This is a genomic window from Gardnerella massiliensis, assembly GCF_003408845.1.
Taxonomy (GTDB): domain Bacteria; phylum Actinomycetota; class Actinomycetes; order Actinomycetales; family Bifidobacteriaceae; genus Bifidobacterium; species Bifidobacterium vaginale_H.
On sequence record NZ_LRTV01000012.1, the window covers coordinates 1 to 18,182 of the forward strand.

Here is an 18,182-nt window from a genome sequence, read left to right on the forward strand (position 1 = left end):
AATAATGCGGCAGCGTGCTAGTCTCCCACACCCTATCGAGTGCAGTACCCTCGCCGTGTCAGGCCTTAGCTTCCGGGTTCGGAATGGGACCGGGCGTCTCACCTGAGCCATGACCACCGCAAACTTAATTATAACACTCACCAGCAGTGAGTGGCAAGTTGGCGGTTTGGGAACCGGACATGAACGCGAGCAAAAACAACTCTTACCAACCGATCGTTAAGCAAAACATTCAGTACTCATTAACACTAGAAGAAAAATACTCACAGAAACTCACCCTCCCCACTCACAAGAGTAGAGAAGAATGTCACCATCACCCATTAGTACTAGTCAGCTCCACCCCTTACAGGGCTTCCACATCTAGCCTATCAACCACGTGTTCTACATGGGGGCTCACACACTAACGTGCATGGAATGCTTATCTTGGAGCAGGCTTCCCGCTTAGATGCTTTCAGCGGTTATCCCTTCCGAACGTAGCTAACCGGCAGCGCCACTGGCGTGACGACCGGCATACCAGAGGTTCGTCCACCCAGGTCCTCTCGTACTATGGGCAGGTCTCCTCAACATTCCAACGAGCGCAGAGGATAGAGACCAAACTGTCTCACGACGTTCTGAACCCAGCTCGCGTGCCGCTTTAATCGGCGAACAGCCGAACCCTTGGGACCTGCTCCAGCCCCAGGATGCGACGAGCCGACATCGAGGTGCCAAACCATCCCGTCGATATGGACTCTTGGGAATGATCAGCCTGTTATCCCCGGGGTACCTTTTATCCGTTGAGCGATGCCACGTCCGTACGCCGGCACCGGATCACTATCTCCGACTTTCGTCCCTGCTCGACCCGTCAGTCTCACAGTCAAGCCCGCTTGTGCGATTACACTCAACACCCGATTGCCAACCGGGCTGAGCGGACCATTGAGCGCCTCCGTTACTCTTTAGGAGGCAACCGCCCCAGTTAAACTACCCGCCAGGCACTGTCCCTAACACGGATAACGTGCTGAGGTTAGACGCCAGATATGGAAAGAGCGGTATTTCACTATTCGACTCCACGCAAGCTAGCGCCCACGCTTCACAGCCTCCCGCCTATGCTACACGATCCACACCTAACGACAATACCAAGGTATAGTAAAGGTCCCGGGGTCTTTTCGTCCTTCTGCGCTTAACGAGCATCTTTACTCGTACTGCAATTTCGCCGGGCTCCTGGCCGAGACAGTGGGGAAGTCGTTACGCCATTCGTGCAGGTCGGAACTTACCCGACAAGGAATTTCGCTACCTTAGGATGGTTATAGTTACCACCGCCGTTTACCGGGGCTTAAATTCACCGCTTCACCGAAGCTAACGGATCCTCTTAACCTTCCGGCACCGGGCAGGCGTCAGAGCGTATACAGCGGCTTACGCCTTCGCACGCTCCTGTGTTTTTGGTAAACAGTCGCTACCCCCTAGCTTGTGCCACCCCCAACAGCTCAACAGCGTAAAACCATATCACCATCAAGGGTCTCCCTTATGCCGAAGGCACGGGAGTAATTTGCCGAGTTCCTTGGCCAGGATTCGCCCGATCGCTTCGGTATACTCTACCAGACCACCAGTGTCGGTTTAGGGTACGAGCGGAATCACACCTCACGTTGAAGCTTTTCTCGGCAAGCAGGATCACCGGAATCAGCCTTACAGCCTACCCATCACGCCTCAGCTTAACATCCCCCGGATTTACCTAGGAGACAGCCCACACGCTTAGCCACGGAAAACCACCTCCGCAGCCGGCTACCTACCCGCGTCACTCCCACGCTAACCTACTACCAATACAGTCCCAACACAAACAAGCCAACAACCCCGAAAGGAAGCCAACTCGCAAATGAAGGTTAGTACTCTCAGATTCAGTTCGAACGGTGTAACACCGGTACGGGAATATCAACCCGTTCATCCATTCGACTACGCCTGTCGGCCTCGCCTTAGGACTCGACTCACCCGGGGACGACGAACGTGGCCCCGGAACCCTTAGTCATTCAGCGGACGGGATTCACACCCGTCTCTCGCTACTCATGTCTGCATTCTCACTCCCGTACAGTCCACGACAAGTTCACACTGCCGCTTCACCCCATACAGGACGCTCTCCTACCCCGCATGAACAAAATTCATGCAGTCGCGTCTTCGGTGGCGTGCTTAAGCCCCGCTACATTGTCGGCGCGGAACCACTAGACCAGTGAGCTGTTACGCACTCTTTCAAGGATGGCTGCTTCTAAGCCAACCTCCTGGCTGTCTATGCGACTCCACATCCTTTCCCACTTAGCACGCGCTTCGGGACCTTAGACGACGATCAGGGCTGTTTCCCTTTTGACGACGGAGCTTATCCCCCGCCGACTCACTGCCGTGATAAACCTAACAGGTATTCGGAGTTTGGCTGCTATTGGTACCCGGTATGGGCCCGCAAGCATCCAGTAGCTCTACCCCCTGTAAGCAATAACACGACGCTGCACCTAAATGCATTTCGGAGAGAACCAGCTATCACGGAATTTGATTGGCCTTTCACCCCTAACCCCAAGTCATCCCCCCAGTTTTCAACCTAGGTGGGTTCGGTCCTCCACACGGTCTTACCCGCGCTTCAACCTGCTCAGGGCTAGATCATCCCGCTTCGGGTCCAGGACATGCGACTCAAACGCCTTTTAAAACTCGCTTTCGCTACGGCTCCCCCACCCGGGTTAGCCTCGCCACATACCACTGACTCGCAGACTCATTTTTCGATAGGCACGCCGTCACCCCACAAAGAAGGCTCCGACGGATTGTAAGCGCACGGTTTCAGGAACTATTTCACTCCCCTCCCGGGGTGCTTTTCACCTTTCCCTCACGGTACTAGTACACTATCGGTCAGACAGGAATACTTAGGCTTACCCAACGGTCTGGGCAGATTCACGCGGGATTCCACGAGGCCCGCGCTACTTGGGAATAAACATAAAGAGACATCGCACGACAAGCTACGGGGCCATCACCCTCTACGGCTGGGAATTCAATCCCATTCACCTAGCACGACATTTTATCACTCTCCTCAACCCCGTCAGAGGCTGAACAGTCAATCCCACGACCCCGAATGCGCAACACCTGACGGTTATCACACGCACCCGGTTTAGCCTGATCCGCTTTCGCTCGCCACTACTCACGGAGTATCCTTTCCTGCAGGTACTGAGATGTTTCACTTCCCTGCGTACCCCCCACAAAAACTGTGGTGACCACCCATAACAGTGGCCGGGTCTCCCCATTCGGAAATCCTCGGATCAAAGCCCACTCGGCAGCTCCCCGAGGCATATCGCAGCCCGTCACGTCCTTCATCGGTCCTGTCTACCAAGGCATCCACCATACGCCCTTACCAGTGACAAACACTAAAGTAAGAACCCATCAGCAAAATTCTCTAGACAAAAAATCATCACACTAAACGATCACAAAACGATCAAGCGACTCCAACAAAAGGAGCCGGTTGAAATTGATAAAAGCAAAAAAATCGAAACAAAAAGTTTCGCATTTTACTCGCGTCCACTATCCAGTTCTCAAACCACCACAACACCAAGAACCCAAGCCAAAAACAATAAAAGCCTCAACCTGAAATCCAAGGGCCAGGACCGCAACCCCCAAAAAAATGGAGGGGTGGCAATCCGGGAACCCAAAAGCATGCCCAACAAACTCATTTAAAAACATTAACTATTGATTTCCACACCAGTAACCACACTCAACCGAGCGTGCACAAAAACTCCGTAGAAAGGAGGTGATCCAGCCGCACCTTCCGGTACGGCTACCTTGTTACGACTTAGTCCCAATCACGAGCCTCACCTTAGACGGCTCCCTCCAAAAAGGTCAGGCCACCGGCTTCGGGTGCTGCCCACTTTCATGACTTGACGGGCGGTGTGTACAAGGCCCGGGAACGCATTCACCGCGACGTTGCTGATTCGCGATTACTAGCGACTCCGCCTTCACGTAGTCGAGTTGCAGACTACGATCCGAACTGAGACCAGTTTTAAGGGATTAGCTCCATGTCACCATGTCGCAACCCGTTGTACTGGCCATTGTAGCATGCGTGAAGCCCTGGACGTAAGGGGCATGATGATCTGACGTCATCCCCACCTTCCTCCGAGTTAACCCCGGCGGTCCCCCGTGAGTTCCCGGCATAACCCGCTGGCAACACAGGGCAAGGGTTGCGCTCGTTGCGGGACTTAACCCAACATCTCACGACACGAGCTGACGACGACCATGCACCACCTGTGAACCTGCCCCGAAGGGAAACCACATCTCTGCAGTCGACAGGCACATGTCAAGCCCAGGTAAGGTTCTTCGCGTTGCATCGAATTAATCCGCATGCTCCGCCGCTTGTGCGGGCCCCCGTCAATTTCTTTGAGTTTTAGCCTTGCGGCCGTACTCCCCAGGCGGGACGCTTAACGCGTTAGCTCCGACACGGAACCCGTGGAATGGGCCCCACATCCAGCGTCCACCGTTTACGGCGTGGACTACCAGGGTATCTAATCCTGTTCGCTCCCCACGCTTTCGCTTCTCAGCGTCAGTAACAGCCCAGAGACCTGCCTTCGCCATTGGTGTTCTTCCCGATATCTACACATTCCACCGTTACACCGGGAATTCCAGTCTCCCCTACTGCACTCTAGCCCGCCCGTACCCGGCGCAGACCCACCGTTAAGCGATGGGCTTTCACACCAGACGCGACGAACCGCCTACAAGCTCTTTACGCCCAATAATTCCGGATAACGCTTGCGCCCTACGTATTACCGCGGCTGCTGGCACGTAGTTAGCCGGCGCTTATTCGAAAGGTACACTCACCCGAAAGCTTGCTCCCAATCAAAAGCGGTTTACAACCCGAAGGCCTTCATCCCGCACGCGGCGTCGCTGCGTCAGGGTTTCCCCCATTGCGCAATATTCCCCACTGCTGCCTCCCGTAGGAGTCTGGGCCGTATCTCAGTCCCAATGTGGCCGTCCGCCCTCTCAGGCCGGCTACCCGTCGAAGCCTAGGTGGGCCATTACCCCGCCTACAAGCTGATAGGACGCGACCCCATCCCATGCCACTAAACACTTTCCCAACAAGACATGCGTCAAGTTGGAGCATCCAGCATTACCACCCGTTTCCAAGAGCTATTCTGGAGCATGGGGCAGGTTGGTCACGCATTACTCACCCGTTCGCCACTCTCACCAACCAGCAAGCTGGTCAGATCCCGTTCGACTTGCATGTGTTAAGCACGCCGCCAGCGTTCATCCTGAGCCAGAATCGAACCCTCCACGAAAAAATTCAATGAAGAGCCAAAATAAGGCTCCAAAAAATAAGAAAAAGACGAGACATTCTTTAAGGAAAGAACATCCCAACAAAAACCTCACCACCATTTAACCATCTCTCAGGCACCCCACAATCTGTGAGGCAGGCAATGAACTGGCAATAATTAACTAATAAGTAGTACAGACACGCTCTTGAGTTCTCAAACCACCACCACACCAGCCGGCCCATCAACCTCAACCGAGGAGAACCAGCCGCGCTGAGCAGCAAGAGATAAACTTACACCAACCCACGCTAAAACGCAAACCCACCAAAAACAAACACCCCAAAACCATTGAAAACAAGCCAAAACACCGGCGTGTCGAAAACAGTAAAAAACCAGAGAAAAAACCAACAACAAACCAACAACCCAACCCAAAACCAACAAAAAATAACCAAAAACAACCCCAAAAACACAAAACCCGGGAGTGTCGCACTAATCTCACAACCCACACCCCCAAACAAAACAGCAACAAAGACACAAAGCCAACACGAAAACAAAACAAAAAAGACATATTCGAGGCAGAAATAGGTAAGATATACGCAAAAATATATGAGCGCTATATTATATGAGCGCTATATATGGCGTGAGAAATACTTATATAAGTAGATACTTAAAAATAAACACTTATAAACACTAATTAAATAACACTTATAAATAAATACTTATAGAAAATGAGAACTTAGCAAAACGAAGGAGTAGAAGAATGAGCAACACCACCAACACCACCAACACCACCAACACTCGCGCAAGCAAGCACGGGCACCACATTGTGGTGCTAACCGGCGCCGGAATCTCCACAAGCGCAGGCATCCCCGACTTTCGCGGCCCAGACGGCGTATGGACTAAGCACCCGGAGCAGATGAGTGTTTACGACATAGACGCGTTCCTAAGCAGCAAAGAGGAACGTATCTACTCTTGGCGCTGGCAAAAAGAATCCCCCGTTTGGAACGCGCAGCCGGGAACCGCACACAAAGCGCTCGTGAAGCTCGAGCAAGCCGGTATGCTCGACCTTATAGCAACGCAAAACTTTGACGCGCTTCACGAAAAAGCCGGAAACGATCCAAACTTTATAGTCAATCTTCACGGAAGCATCGGCACCTCGCATTGTATGAGCTGCCATGCAAGCTACAATACTGCCGATATTATGCGCGATTTAGATGAGCATCCGGATCCGCATTGCAGACGTGCCCTGCCATACCGCAGCAATATGCCTTGCAATGGGCTTATAAAAACAGACGTCGTATATTTTGGAGAAGCACTTCCGGAAGGCGCTATGGAACGCAGCGCGCAGGCAATAGTTAAAGCGGACGAAATGTGGGTTATTGGTTCCACACTAGAAGTATTTCCAGCCGCATCTTTAGTGCCGTTGGCAGCGCGCGCGGGAGTGCCGATTACGATAATGAACTTGGGTGCCACCCAATACGATTATTTGGCAAAGCACATAATCCGCGAAGATATTGCGAAAGCTCTGCCAAAGTTGGTAGACGAAACTATTGAAGAATATAGTAACTAATACGTGACGTCTAATACGTGACGTCTAAACGTAGAATAACGAACCGAAAATAAAATAGCCCTTGCTACTCAAACCAATTTGCAAACAGGTTGGCAAAGTAGCGAGGGCTAATTATTTGCTTTCGATTACTTCAGTTATTACAAAAGGATTGCAACACCTTCCCAAGGCGCAAGAGTACCGTTTTTAAGCGATGTAAGCGCATGATTTACGTCGTAGGTTGTAACCATTACGTCATGCTCTACAAAATCGTTAGAAACGCGATTTTGCAGCATTTTCGCACTTTCTGCAGGAATAGGTACAGTTGAATCCGTCATATTAACCATTACGAGCATGCGTTTCGCAGAATCCGCAGCAGATTCCGCACTAGATTCAGCAGATTTCGCAGAATCACCCTGCTTCTCACAACCAGATTTAAGCTCGCGCACAAACGCGTACACGCACTCGTCATCCGCATCAACCAAATTCCAAGAACCAGCAGAAACAATAGGCTCCGAATGACGCAACGCAATCAAATACTTATAGAAAGCGTAAACGGAATCCGAATCTTCCATCTGCTCAGCCGCGTTAATATCCACATAATTAGGATTCACGCTAATCCACGGCTCCGCATTATTTAACGACGGAACATTAAAAGGCATGAATCCCGCATATTTAGACGCATTCCATTGCATTGGAGTGCGAGAATTATCTCGGCCGCGCTTTGCGAGCGCATCCATCATCGACTCCGCCGACTGAATATGCGCTTCTTCTACGCGCTGCTTAAACATGTTTAACGCTTCCAAATCGCGATACTGTTCGAGACGCGTAAAGTGCGCGTTAGTCATGCCAATTTCCTCGCCTTGGTACACGTAAGGCGTGCCACGATGCATGTGCAGAAGCATTGCAATCGCCTTCGCAGAACGCACGCGCATCTCGTCGCTAGCTTCACTTCCCCAACGAGACAATGCACGCGGCTGATCGTGGTTATTAAAGAACAGGCTCGCCCAACCAGCATCCGCTACAGCCTGCTGCTGTTCAGCCATCACGCGCTTTAACGAAGTAAGCTTAAGAGGCACAGGATTCCACTTAGTACCGTTTTCGCAATCAATATCCACGTGGTTAAACAGGAATAGCATGTCGAGTTCGCTGTGAGCAGGATCCGTAATATATGTGTTGCGATGCGGAGAAATTCCTGGAGCTTCACCAACGGTCAAGAAACCTTCACGCCCTTCGAAAACTTTTGCACGCATCTCGCGCAAGAACTCGTCTAAGCGAGGGCCGTCTGAGCAGAACGGGAATGGCGAAGAATAGCCGTCGGCTCCGGCTGGCAAATCCTCAATCTGGCAACCAACCTCACCCGGCAAACGACCTTCAGAATCAACATGCTTGGAAATTTGCGTGATCACATCCATACGGAAGCCGTCGATTCCGCGATCCATCCACCAATTCATCATCTTGTACACGGCAGCGCGAACCGCAGGATTTTCCCAATTCAAATCTGGCTGCTTTGGCGAATACTGGTGAAGATAGTATTCGCCGCGCTTTGGATCGTACGTCCACGCGGAACCGCCAAAATACGAACCCCACTTATTCGGCTCCGCGCCCGGCTCACCAGGGACGCAACCTTCACGCGCCGGCCTCCACCAATACCAATCCGCGTAATCGCTTGAAGCGTCGCGGGAAGCCTGGAACCAAGCGTGCTCGTCAGAAGTGTGATTTACTACCAAATCCATCACGACTTTAAGCCCGCGCTCGTGAGCACCAGCCAAAAGCTCGTCCATATCTTCCAAGGTCCCGAAAAGCGGATCAATATCTTGATAGTCGGAAATATCGTAACCGTTATCGTCTTGCGGAGACTTGTAAACAGGGCTGAGCCAGAGCACGTCGACACCTAAATCCGCCAAATAGTCGAGGCGCGAAGTGATTCCCTTCAAATCACCAATGCCGTCACCGTTCGTATCTTGGAAGCTTCGCGGATAAATCTGGTACACAACAGCATTCGCCCACCAAGGGTTTGGCGTAGCGCCGTTTGTGCGCACGGATTGCGGCAAGTTCGCTCGATCAAAAGTAGTCATACACTCCCCATTAATTATTTTTATAATCTATTTTTTATTATCTATAATTTATTATTCCATATTTCAGCTATCTTTGGATTTTTCAAGCAACGATAGAGCATTACTTACCATTTCAGAATACTTGCGAATAATTTTAGAATCAGTTCTAGCATTAGAGAATAATTCATCATGACTACCAGATCTCACCAATACTAAAGAAACAGACAAGCCATCAACCCAATAAATAAGCAGTAAATCTGGCTGTACATGCAACTCACGGTACCCTTTCCAACTACCAGTAAGAGCATGATCACGATATTTACTCTTTAATATCTGTTGATCATTATCTATAAGAGCCTGAAATACAGCAAGAAAATTTTCAGTGTTAATATGCTTTTTACGAATCTTTTTGTAGTCATTATCAAATGACTTAATTGTAAGAAGTCGTCTCTTTTCACAGTCCATTTAGGTAATCCATCATATCTGAAGCAGTGTGTGATTCATGAGTAAATTCGTGATTTTGAACCTGTTTACGAGCTTCCTCGTTTTTATTTTCAATGGCTTCTTCAATATACTTTTGGAGTTGTTCCTCAAGTGATTGGTAATGCTCAAAATCTTCGCGATCAATAATGAAGTACATTGGTTGATTGTTTTTTAACACTGTAACTGGCATGCCAGCACTCACTTTTGCAAAAGCCTGCGCAGATTTACCATTACTAAAAGCGCTAATAGGAACCATAGTGCTTATTGGAGCTACCGTAACCATATGCATTAACCTAACTTTTCTACAGACAATCCATGCGTATACTTAATACATGTATATTTACTATGCGTTTTACAAGTATATATAAAAGTTATTATACTTGTAAATATTGTAGTTAAAAGAGTATAAAAAAGCGGCCCGCAGCAAAAACCGCGAGCCGCGCCTCCTTCTCATTCATTGCAAGAGCTATAGGGATAGTCTCTCAATCATTGCTGATGATGCAGTTTGAACGCAAGCTCAGCTAAGTGCACGCCGTGAGTTAAGAACTCGTGAGTGCGGCAAACGTAATCGTTTTCGCGACCAAGCTTCGCAATATAACCGTTGATATAGTCAACTTCCGTTTCACGACCACGGCTCATATCTTGATACATAGAAGGATAATGCAAAGGATTTGCCACGCGACTTACGTAATCAATAGCTTCCATCTCTTGCTGACGCGTATTAACCATACGAATTCCGGCACGATCGCACACATCGTACGCTTCGTTAATAAGCTGACGAGCCATATCCATTGCTCCTGGGTACGAAATAAACTGACCCATCTGAATCTGATACATAGTACACAAAGTATTAATTACGGAATTAAAAATCACCTTCGCCATGCAAGTACCCTTAAAATCTTCCGTAATAGTAGGGTTCAAACCAGCAGCTTTAAAGTCGTCTCGCATAGCAAGCTCAACATCGCTTACCTGCTCATTCAACGCGCACATATTCATGGTTCCAACGCCAACTTTACCAATAAAATCAACGTCTCCCGGGCCGTTCAAAACTGTTGCAATCATGGCAGTTCCGCCATAAATATGATCATCCGGGAAGTACTGCTGCAACTTTTCGAAGTGCCCCCAACCGTTCATTGCAGCAAACACAACTTGATGATCCTTAAACAGATGCTTGCAACGCTCCAACATTTCTGCAAGCTGCATCTGCTTCATAAACACAATCCACACGTCTGGATTGCCATCGTAATCTTCCGGCGTATACATATTAATCGGCACCAAATGGCGGTTTTCGTGGTCTCGGCTAACCATTACACCGCCCTGCTCACGCACCTTATTTACGTTCTTATCCCAGGTGTCAATGAAGTCAACATGAATACCGGCCGTTTCCTGCAACAAAACGCCATAGCGATATCCCATAGCTCCAGAACCGATCATTGCATATTTCATGCCACTCATAGTGACACCTCCTTTTAGGTAAAAGTGTGCTTAGGCGAGATTCATGCATTTACAGGAATTACGTCGAAGCGACTACAAATATAATAAAAAGCAGTAAGGCTGATCGTAGTGACTAAAATCAGCCAACTGCTTTTTGGTTTTTATAGCATATTACACAGTTTTTGGAGAATGTCAAAATTTTGTATATCGGCAAGGCGCGAACGTCAACTGAATATACACAATTTATGCATGCATCACCTACTTACAAGTGAAAAAATTGACGAATTTGAGCAACTGTGCCGTAAGAAGCTTGTGCACCAAATCCAGTAGCAGCATATGCAGCTACATAAGAAGCCAACGAAGCCGCATCAACGAGTCGCATATCTGCAGACAAACATGCGAGCACAGTACCCATAAAAGCATCACCACAACCAGTGGTATCAACAGCATTGACATGCTGAGCCATAATTCTATGCACTGAATTATCGGCATAATCCAAAACAATAGACCCCTTTGAACCAAGTGTTACTATCGCTTCATTAAAGCCAAACTCATGCATTGCACGAAGTGCATGCTGCCAATCAAACGAATCCCAATCGCCATTATCAGGTTCTGAAATATGCAACAATTGCGCCATTTCATGCTCATTAACCAGTAAGATATCTGCAGATCGTATAAGATCTTGCGGTAATGTATCCAAAAAAGGCGAATTATTAAGCAAAACTTTTACGCCATGCTCATGCGCTAAGCGAGCGCACATCGTAACCGATTCTAACGGACTTTCCAAACAAAGTCCTAATACTTTTGCACTAGTAATAGCAGCTTTCACAGATGGCGACTGAATATAATCAACATCAACTTGCGAGTTAGATCCAGGCGCATAAACAATAGTATTTTCGCCACTTTGCGCATCCACTGTAATCACTGTTGCACCACTGTTGCAATTGGGTACATGACGTACATACGTCGTATCAACACCAGATTCTTGCAAAGCACCAGTAAGAAAATCAGCATTAGCATCATCGCCTACCGCACCGAACATACATACGTGCGCACCAAGCTTTGCAGCAGATACTGCCTGATTACCTGACTTACCTCCAGGCAGTATTCGTATTTCGTTGCCTTTAATGGTCTCACCAGGCATAGGAAGACGATTAGCAACAATAGTATAATCCGCATTCATAGAACCAACTATCGCTACAGTAGGCATCTTCATATTTCGCATCGCAGGCAATGTTTCATGTTGCAAATCCACATTAACAGGCTGAATGACTTTAATCTTTTCTAAACTCTCCAACGAGTCAAGCATATGATAACTAGACATAATTCTCCCTAAATATTGCGCAAAACAAAGCTTAGAATGGAACACCACAACGCAGCAACACGTTAGAATACGGGGTAGTCTCACCCGTTCGAATCACGAATTTAGCTTGCGAAACAAGAGCCTTAAATCCTTGTTCGCCATCATGCGGCACATAAGTCAATGGCACGCCAAGCAGATCCTTGACCCATGTTTCTGGAACATCATCACAAGCTTCTTCCGCCATAATACCAGACTCAAGAACAAGATCATCCTTTATTGATGCAAGCACGTCAGTAAATCGCGGTATTCCAAAAACCAAGGCTAAATCAATAACTTCTACGCCCGCCGGGACAGGCAAGCCACAGTCAGAAACAACAAATTGATCCTTATGCCTTAATTTTGCAATAGCAGCTGCTAATTGTGCGTTCAAAATACCATGAGTTAACATAATTCACCCCATATCACGGCTCATGAAAGTGACATCAACAATGATCATCACCTTTATAACAAGTTCGCCACCACGAACATATATGATAAAAATCTTATTAAGAAAAAAATGGCGCTGAGAACACTAAATCATACGGTATTAATAAATTTTACTGTTGCGATTATTTTCACGAAAGCATCATGAATGCTCCCAGCGCCATATAAATTTTGCATTAGCTATATTGATCCATAAAACTACTCAACATAAATTTTAATGTTTATACACGGAATTACATAGTTTTATGCAAATATGTATTACTCAAAATCACCCACATTCTTTGCTGTTACCGTTTTCACAGTAATTGGCTCAGTCTTTGGAACACTTTTCCCTTTAATAGCTTTTACAGCAGCAGCAACGGCAGAACGGCCAAGTTCCTTTGGTTGCTGAGCAATTGTTCCAACCATTGTGCCGGCCTTAATAGCTTTCATACCGTCAGCAGTGCCATCAAAACCGACTACTTTAATTTCTTTACCAGCTTTAGCTCCTAATGCTTGAATGGCGCCTAATGCCATCTCGTCATTTTCGGCGTAAATGCCAGTTACATTCGGGTGCGATTGCAACAAATTAGTAGCCACATTTAATGCTTCAGCACGGTCAAAGTTAGCAGTTTGTTCTGCTACAACTTTAATATTTGAATATTTCTTAATACGATCTTTGAATCCTTTGCCACGGTCGCGAGTAGAAGCCGCTCCAGGAATACCTTGCAAAATCAAAACTTCACCTTTTTCGCTAATACTATTAGCTAGCGTGTCAGCAGCCTGAGCACCACCAGCAACATTATCGGAAGAAATATGCGAAGTAACTTTTTCACCAGTTACAGAACGGTCAACAGAAATCACAGGCAAGTTCGCGCTTAGCAACGGGGCAACTGCAGGACCAGCAGCATCAGAATCTACAGGGTTAATAATAACAGCTTTTGCACCTTGCGATTGAGCATTCTGCGCTTGATCCTGCTGCTTTGCAGAATCATTCTGAGCGTCGGAAACTTGCAAATCAACACCAAGTTTCTTTGCTTCAGCTTGAGCACCATCACGTAGATCCACAAAGAACGGATTGTTCAAAGTAGAAACTAGCAATGCGACTTTATCGCCACCATTAGTACTACCACATGCACTCATGCTGACAATAAGTGCAGATGCTGCTGCAAACGCGCAAGCAATCTTTACGCTTCGACGCATAATTGGATAATTCATCATATCTCCTTTGATTATTGCCCTGTGCTACCGCAAGTTTTTTAGTTCAATAAATCCACAATATTGCAGTGACATAAGGCTGATGTTTCACCATCTCTTTACCTTATTGTTACGTAGTTTTGAGTTATAAAGTTCAGTTATAATATTCCAAATTGTTTCAATTCTTGCTGAAAATATTGATTACTCACCGCTTACGAATCAACATTTGCAAGATTCACCTCCTTACTACGAGAAGATCAAGTTTATAAAAAGTATTAATTTGCTGTCAGTGCGTATCTTCCTTACGGCGCAAAGTATCAAGGCTTACAGCGAATGCAATAACCAAACCGATAACTACTTGCTGCCAGAACGAGGAAACATTCAAAATATTCAAGCCGTTACGAATTACAGCCAACAAAATTGCTCCTACGAAAGTGCCAGAAATCTTGCCTTTGCCGCCAGAAAGTGAAGCACCACCGATAACAACGGAAGCAATCGCATCCATTTCGTAACCAGTGGCAGCCTGAGGCTGAGCGGAATGTAGACGACCAGCAATAACTAAACCGGCGACAGCGGCAAAAATACCCGAAAGAACAAACACCATAATTTGTGTTTTATGAATATTGATGCCAGAAAGGCGCGAAGCTTCCATATTGCCGCCAACAGCATACATAGAACGACCAGTAGTGGTGAAGTTCAGTATTACTGCAGCAATAACACCCATGATAATCATCATCACAATTGGCATTGGAATACCTAATATGTTGGCACCAAAGAAATTAACCATGCCGGATGTAGAAATAGGACGACCGTCTGAAACAACAAGGGTAAGGCCACGCGCAACAGACATCATTGCCAATGTGGCAATAAACGATGGCAACTTAAGGAAAGCGTTAGCTACGCCAGAAATAAGTCCAAAAAGTGCACCGGTTGCTATACCAACCACAACAGTCAGCACTGGTGGCAACCCCATAGAAACGCCTGTATATGCAACCAACATGCTAGAAATTGCAGCCACCGAACCTACTGACAAATCAATACCAGCGGACACGATAACAAAGGTTTGACCGAATGCCAAAATAGCAACTGTCGCAGCTTGAATACCCACATTGAGAATATTCACACTCGTCAAAAATGCCGGCGTAGCGCATGAAAGCGCAGCGCATAAAATAACCAAGCCAATAAGAGCGCCATTGCGAGATGCAAACTTTTTCGCTGCAGGCAAAAATCCTTTATCAACTGCACCGTATCCCAAATGCTCAGATTTTGCACTACTCGTAGCAGCCATAATTTATACTCCTTTAACAAATTTTGCTATAACTCACTGCACTGGTATGCGCAATAAATTGTTGTATGCAAGTTTTACGTTTGATTGGTAACTTTAATTTTTAAGATTTCAACATGGCTCATGTATCAGTTTCATATTGAAAACAGTAAGGTTTTGCTCATTTCTGTATGCTCAAATACCAGATGCATTAAGGTGAGTCACTGCAAGTTCCATCACACTTTCCTGCGTAGCCTCGTTTGCAGCTAATTCACCGCTGATTCTGCCGTTCGACATCACCAATACGCGATCTGACATGCCAAGCACTTCAGGCAAATCTGAGGATGCCATTAGCACAGCACCTCCATTTTCTACGATATTGTTAATCAACTCGTAAATTTCTACACGAGCACCAACATCAACACCACGAGTAGGCTCATCCAGCAATAGCACTTTCACGTTCGCCATAGACCATTTACCGAACACAATTTTTTGTTGATTACCGCCAGATAGCGAACCAGCGAATTGATCAATGTTTGCCATACGAATACGCAATTTTTTTGCAGTTTCTTCTTCGCGAGTACGCTGCCCTTTCAAATCTGCAAAGCCGGCGTGTGCTGTAGAAACTAATGTAGAAATTCCCAAATTTTCTGCAACAGATGCCTCAAGAATCAATCCTTGTACTCGACGATCTTCTGGGACTAAACCAAGACCGGCTGCAATGCTTCCTGCGATATTCGCTTTTGCAATTGGCTTACCATCAACAGTTATTGTGCCTGAATCATAGCTATCTGCACCAAATATTGCACGAAGAACTTCGGTACGACCAGCACCTACCAAACCTGCAAGACCCACAACTTCGCCAGCATGAACACTGAAGGATACGTTTTCTAGCGTACCTTTTCGCGTTAAGCCTTCTACTTTTAGCAGCTCTTTGCCTTGACTACGTTTGCCATGAGGGAATTGATTTGTAATATCACGACCTACCATGAGTTTTACAAGTTCCTTCTCAGAAACTTTCGCATCAACAGTATCGACATATTTACCATCACGAAGCACAGTTACAACATCACCAACGCGCGCAATCTCATCCAAATGGTGAGAAATAAACACCATGCCAACATTCTTGGATTTTAAATCTTCCATAATGCTGAATAATTGTTCACATTCACGCTTCGTTAAAGCTGCAGTCGGTTCGTCAAGAATAAGAATAGATGCATGCTGCATAAGCGCTTTAGCAATTTCTACCATTTGTTGACGAGCTACGCCAAGTTCTCCCATTGGCTTATTAACATCTTCATCTAAACCGATAACTTGTAATGCGACTTTCGCACGAGTACGCATCGTCGCACGATCAATAAAACCAGCTTTAGTGGGAAGCATACCAAGGAACAAATTTTCCATAATAGAAAGTTCTGGCACCAAATTTAACTCTTGGTGAATCACAGCAATACCCAATTTGCGAGCAGCATCCACATTAGGAATTCGCACTGTTTCACCATTGATCTCAATATGACCTTTATCTGGCTGATAAATGCCACTCATCATCTTAATAACTGTTGACTTGCCCGCACCATTTTCACCAAGGAGAACATGCACTTCACCCGGTTTTACTGTTACAGACAAATTGTCAACTACTGTAGAATTACCGAATATTTTCGATACTCCTACTAGCGATAGTTCCGTCATGTCTTACCTCTTTCTTCGCTACAGCACCACTGCTGCCACGAAAATGCAATAAATTACGCTACATTACGCTTGTGCTTTGGATGAGAATTATGCTGCAATGTGCATGCAAAACGTAACAACAACGGTACGCTCAGGCGATTGCTGCACACGCTTACAAAGTCACAGTACAAAAATCAATAACAATAGTGTCAAGCTATAAAATAACAGCCTTACAACTACGCATTTCCTAACGATTCACGCGGAATATACATAGTTTCTACTCGCTGCGATTGAACATCAACATTATGTTCTAACATATCCAAAAAAAGTGCAGCACTAGTACGACCAATACGCTGAACTTGTTGCGAAATAGTAGAAATACGCGGCGTTGCTAAGCGGAATATTTCAACATCATCAAACGAAATAATTGAAATATCACTACCTATCACTAATCCTTCACGAGCCATTACATCCATCACTCGCAGCGCATCTGGCGAATAGCCGATAATAAGCGCTTTTACGCCAACGCTAATCATGCGATGCAACACGCTAGCACATGAGGATTGTTCAAACCCCGTAGATTCTACAAATACATGTTCTTCGCCAAATATCTCAGAAGCCACTGTACGAAATACTTGTTCGCGTTCTTGCAGTGACGGTGAAGCGATAATTGGACCCGACACGTAGCCAACTGAGCAAAAACCATGTTGTTTAACATCCAATAATGCGTCACGAATACCTTGCTCTGGATCCGAATCCACAACTGGCACATGCGTCAAATCACCAGTCCGAGGCTCCACATGTCTATCCATAAACATAAGTGGAAGATGCTGTTCCATCAACATTCTCATAGCATCAGTCTCCTCACCTTGAGGCACAATAATCGCACCATCAATGCGTTGAGAAAGAATACTTGTAATGAATGAATCTTGACGAGCTGCACTCTCAGAAGATGTTCCAATAAACGCACAATAGCCGGCATCAAACAACGAGTCTTGCACAGTATACGCAAGCTCAGCAAAATATGCATTGCGTATATCTGGCACAAGTAACCCAACTGTCTTAGTATGAGATGACCGCATTGCCTGAGCGCGAGAATCTGGTATATAACCTAATTCCGCAACTGCACGCTCAACTTTCGCCTTAGTGCTTGCCGATATACGACCCGTATTATTCAATGCGCGGGAAACAGTTGATACTGATATACCAGCACGTTGCGCAACATCGCGAATCGTAATGTACGACATGACACCTCCAGCTCATCTCTTATGCTCAACCAGTGCTAACAATTTTGCACTGTTATCGATATGTTTTGATTTTAGCTTGTACTCCATGTTTTATACTACGTTTTTTCATATACTCCTTTCGTTGGAGAAAAACAGCACTATGCAACCATGCATAAGAGCCTCTGTACAACATTATTCTCAATGAGCAGTTTCATCAGCGCTGAATAGAATCCGCAAATTGAGATAACGTTCCCACAATTGTCAGTTTCTTCAACTTACCTCATGCGGTAACGTTACCGCAACTATAA

General features: G+C 46.5%; 12 protein-coding genes and 3 rRNA genes. 1 reads left to right on the forward strand and 14 read right to left on the reverse strand.

Going from position 1 to position 18,182, the window contains the following annotated elements; translation table 11 throughout:
* Positions 1-4 precede the first annotated feature (4 nt).
* From rrf to AXE77_RS06900, 4 genes are all read right to left on the reverse strand, one after another.
* Positions 5-121 (reverse strand): 5S ribosomal RNA (rrf, locus tag AXE77_RS06165).
* 177 nt (positions 122-298) lie between these two features.
* Positions 299-3,360: ribosomal RNA gene (locus AXE77_RS06170) — 23S ribosomal RNA — on the reverse strand.
* Positions 3,361-3,735: 375 nt separating this feature from the next.
* A 16S ribosomal RNA gene (locus AXE77_RS06175) occupies positions 3,736-5,261 on the reverse strand.
* The 16S, 23S and 5S rRNA genes sit together here, the layout of an rRNA operon.
* A 189-nt stretch (positions 5,262-5,450) precedes the next feature.
* Positions 5,451-5,597 (reverse strand): hypothetical protein, encoded by a 147-nt coding sequence (locus AXE77_RS06900; RefSeq protein WP_162720529.1) that lies wholly within the window; start codon positions 5,595-5,597, stop codon positions 5,451-5,453.
* 397 nt (positions 5,598-5,994) lie between these two features.
* Between AXE77_RS06900 and AXE77_RS06180 the strand changes: the two genes are divergently transcribed.
* Entirely contained in the window at positions 5,995-6,804 is an 810-nt protein-coding gene (locus AXE77_RS06180) for an SIR2 family NAD-dependent protein deacylase (RefSeq protein WP_116712604.1), read from the forward strand.
* Between the two features lie 137 nt (positions 6,805-6,941).
* Here AXE77_RS06180 and AXE77_RS06185 read toward each other — a convergent pair whose 3' ends face one another.
* The 10 genes from AXE77_RS06185 to AXE77_RS06230 all read right to left on the reverse strand — a co-directional run bounded on the left by AXE77_RS06185 (position 6,942) and on the right by AXE77_RS06230 (position 17,895).
* The gene (locus tag AXE77_RS06185) at positions 6,942-8,858 is read right to left on the reverse strand and encodes an alpha-glucosidase (RefSeq protein WP_116712605.1); all 1,917 of its coding nucleotides are present in this window, start codon (positions 8,856-8,858) and stop codon (positions 6,942-6,944) included.
* Between the two features lie 63 nt (positions 8,859-8,921).
* Positions 8,922-9,302 (reverse strand): type II toxin-antitoxin system YafQ family toxin, encoded by a 381-nt coding sequence (locus AXE77_RS06190; protein ID WP_116712606.1) that lies wholly within the window; start codon positions 9,300-9,302, stop codon positions 8,922-8,924.
* Positions 9,292-9,603 carry a type II toxin-antitoxin system Phd/YefM family antitoxin gene (locus AXE77_RS06195; RefSeq protein ID WP_116712642.1) on the reverse strand — a complete coding sequence of 104 codons (312 nt, stop codon included), beginning with the start codon at positions 9,601-9,603 and terminating at the stop codon, positions 9,292-9,294. Before AXE77_RS06195 ends, AXE77_RS06190 begins: the two co-directional genes overlap by 11 nt.
* A gap of 203 nt (positions 9,604-9,806) precedes the next feature.
* Positions 9,807-10,775: a ketopantoate reductase family protein gene (locus AXE77_RS06200; RefSeq protein ID WP_116712607.1), complete on the reverse strand. Its 969-nt coding sequence runs from the start codon at positions 10,773-10,775 to the stop codon at positions 9,807-9,809.
* 241 nt (positions 10,776-11,016) lie between these two features.
* On the reverse strand, positions 11,017-12,063 hold the full coding sequence (locus AXE77_RS06205) for a ribokinase (protein ID WP_116712643.1): 1,047 nt from the start codon (positions 12,061-12,063) through the stop codon (positions 11,017-11,019).
* 46 nt (positions 12,064-12,109) lie between these two features.
* A complete protein-coding gene (gene rbsD / locus AXE77_RS06210; RefSeq protein ID WP_116712608.1) occupies positions 12,110-12,505 on the reverse strand; it encodes a D-ribose pyranase in 396 nt (131 codons plus the stop codon).
* A 293-nt stretch (positions 12,506-12,798) separates the two neighbouring features.
* Positions 12,799-13,737, reverse strand: coding sequence for a D-ribose ABC transporter substrate-binding protein (locus tag AXE77_RS06215; RefSeq protein ID WP_421778501.1), 939 nt, complete (start codon positions 13,735-13,737; stop codon positions 12,799-12,801).
* Between the two features lie 265 nt (positions 13,738-14,002).
* Positions 14,003-15,004: an ABC transporter permease gene (locus AXE77_RS06220; protein ID WP_116712610.1), complete on the reverse strand. Its 1,002-nt coding sequence runs from the start codon at positions 15,002-15,004 to the stop codon at positions 14,003-14,005.
* Between the two features lie 171 nt (positions 15,005-15,175).
* Positions 15,176-16,669: a sugar ABC transporter ATP-binding protein gene (locus AXE77_RS06225; protein ID WP_116712611.1), complete on the reverse strand. Its 1,494-nt coding sequence runs from the start codon at positions 16,667-16,669 to the stop codon at positions 15,176-15,178.
* Positions 16,670-16,884: 215 nt separating this feature from the next.
* Entirely contained in the window at positions 16,885-17,895 is a 1,011-nt protein-coding gene (locus tag AXE77_RS06230) for a LacI family DNA-binding transcriptional regulator (RefSeq protein WP_116712612.1), read from the reverse strand.
* Positions 17,896-18,182: the final 287 nt, after the last annotated feature.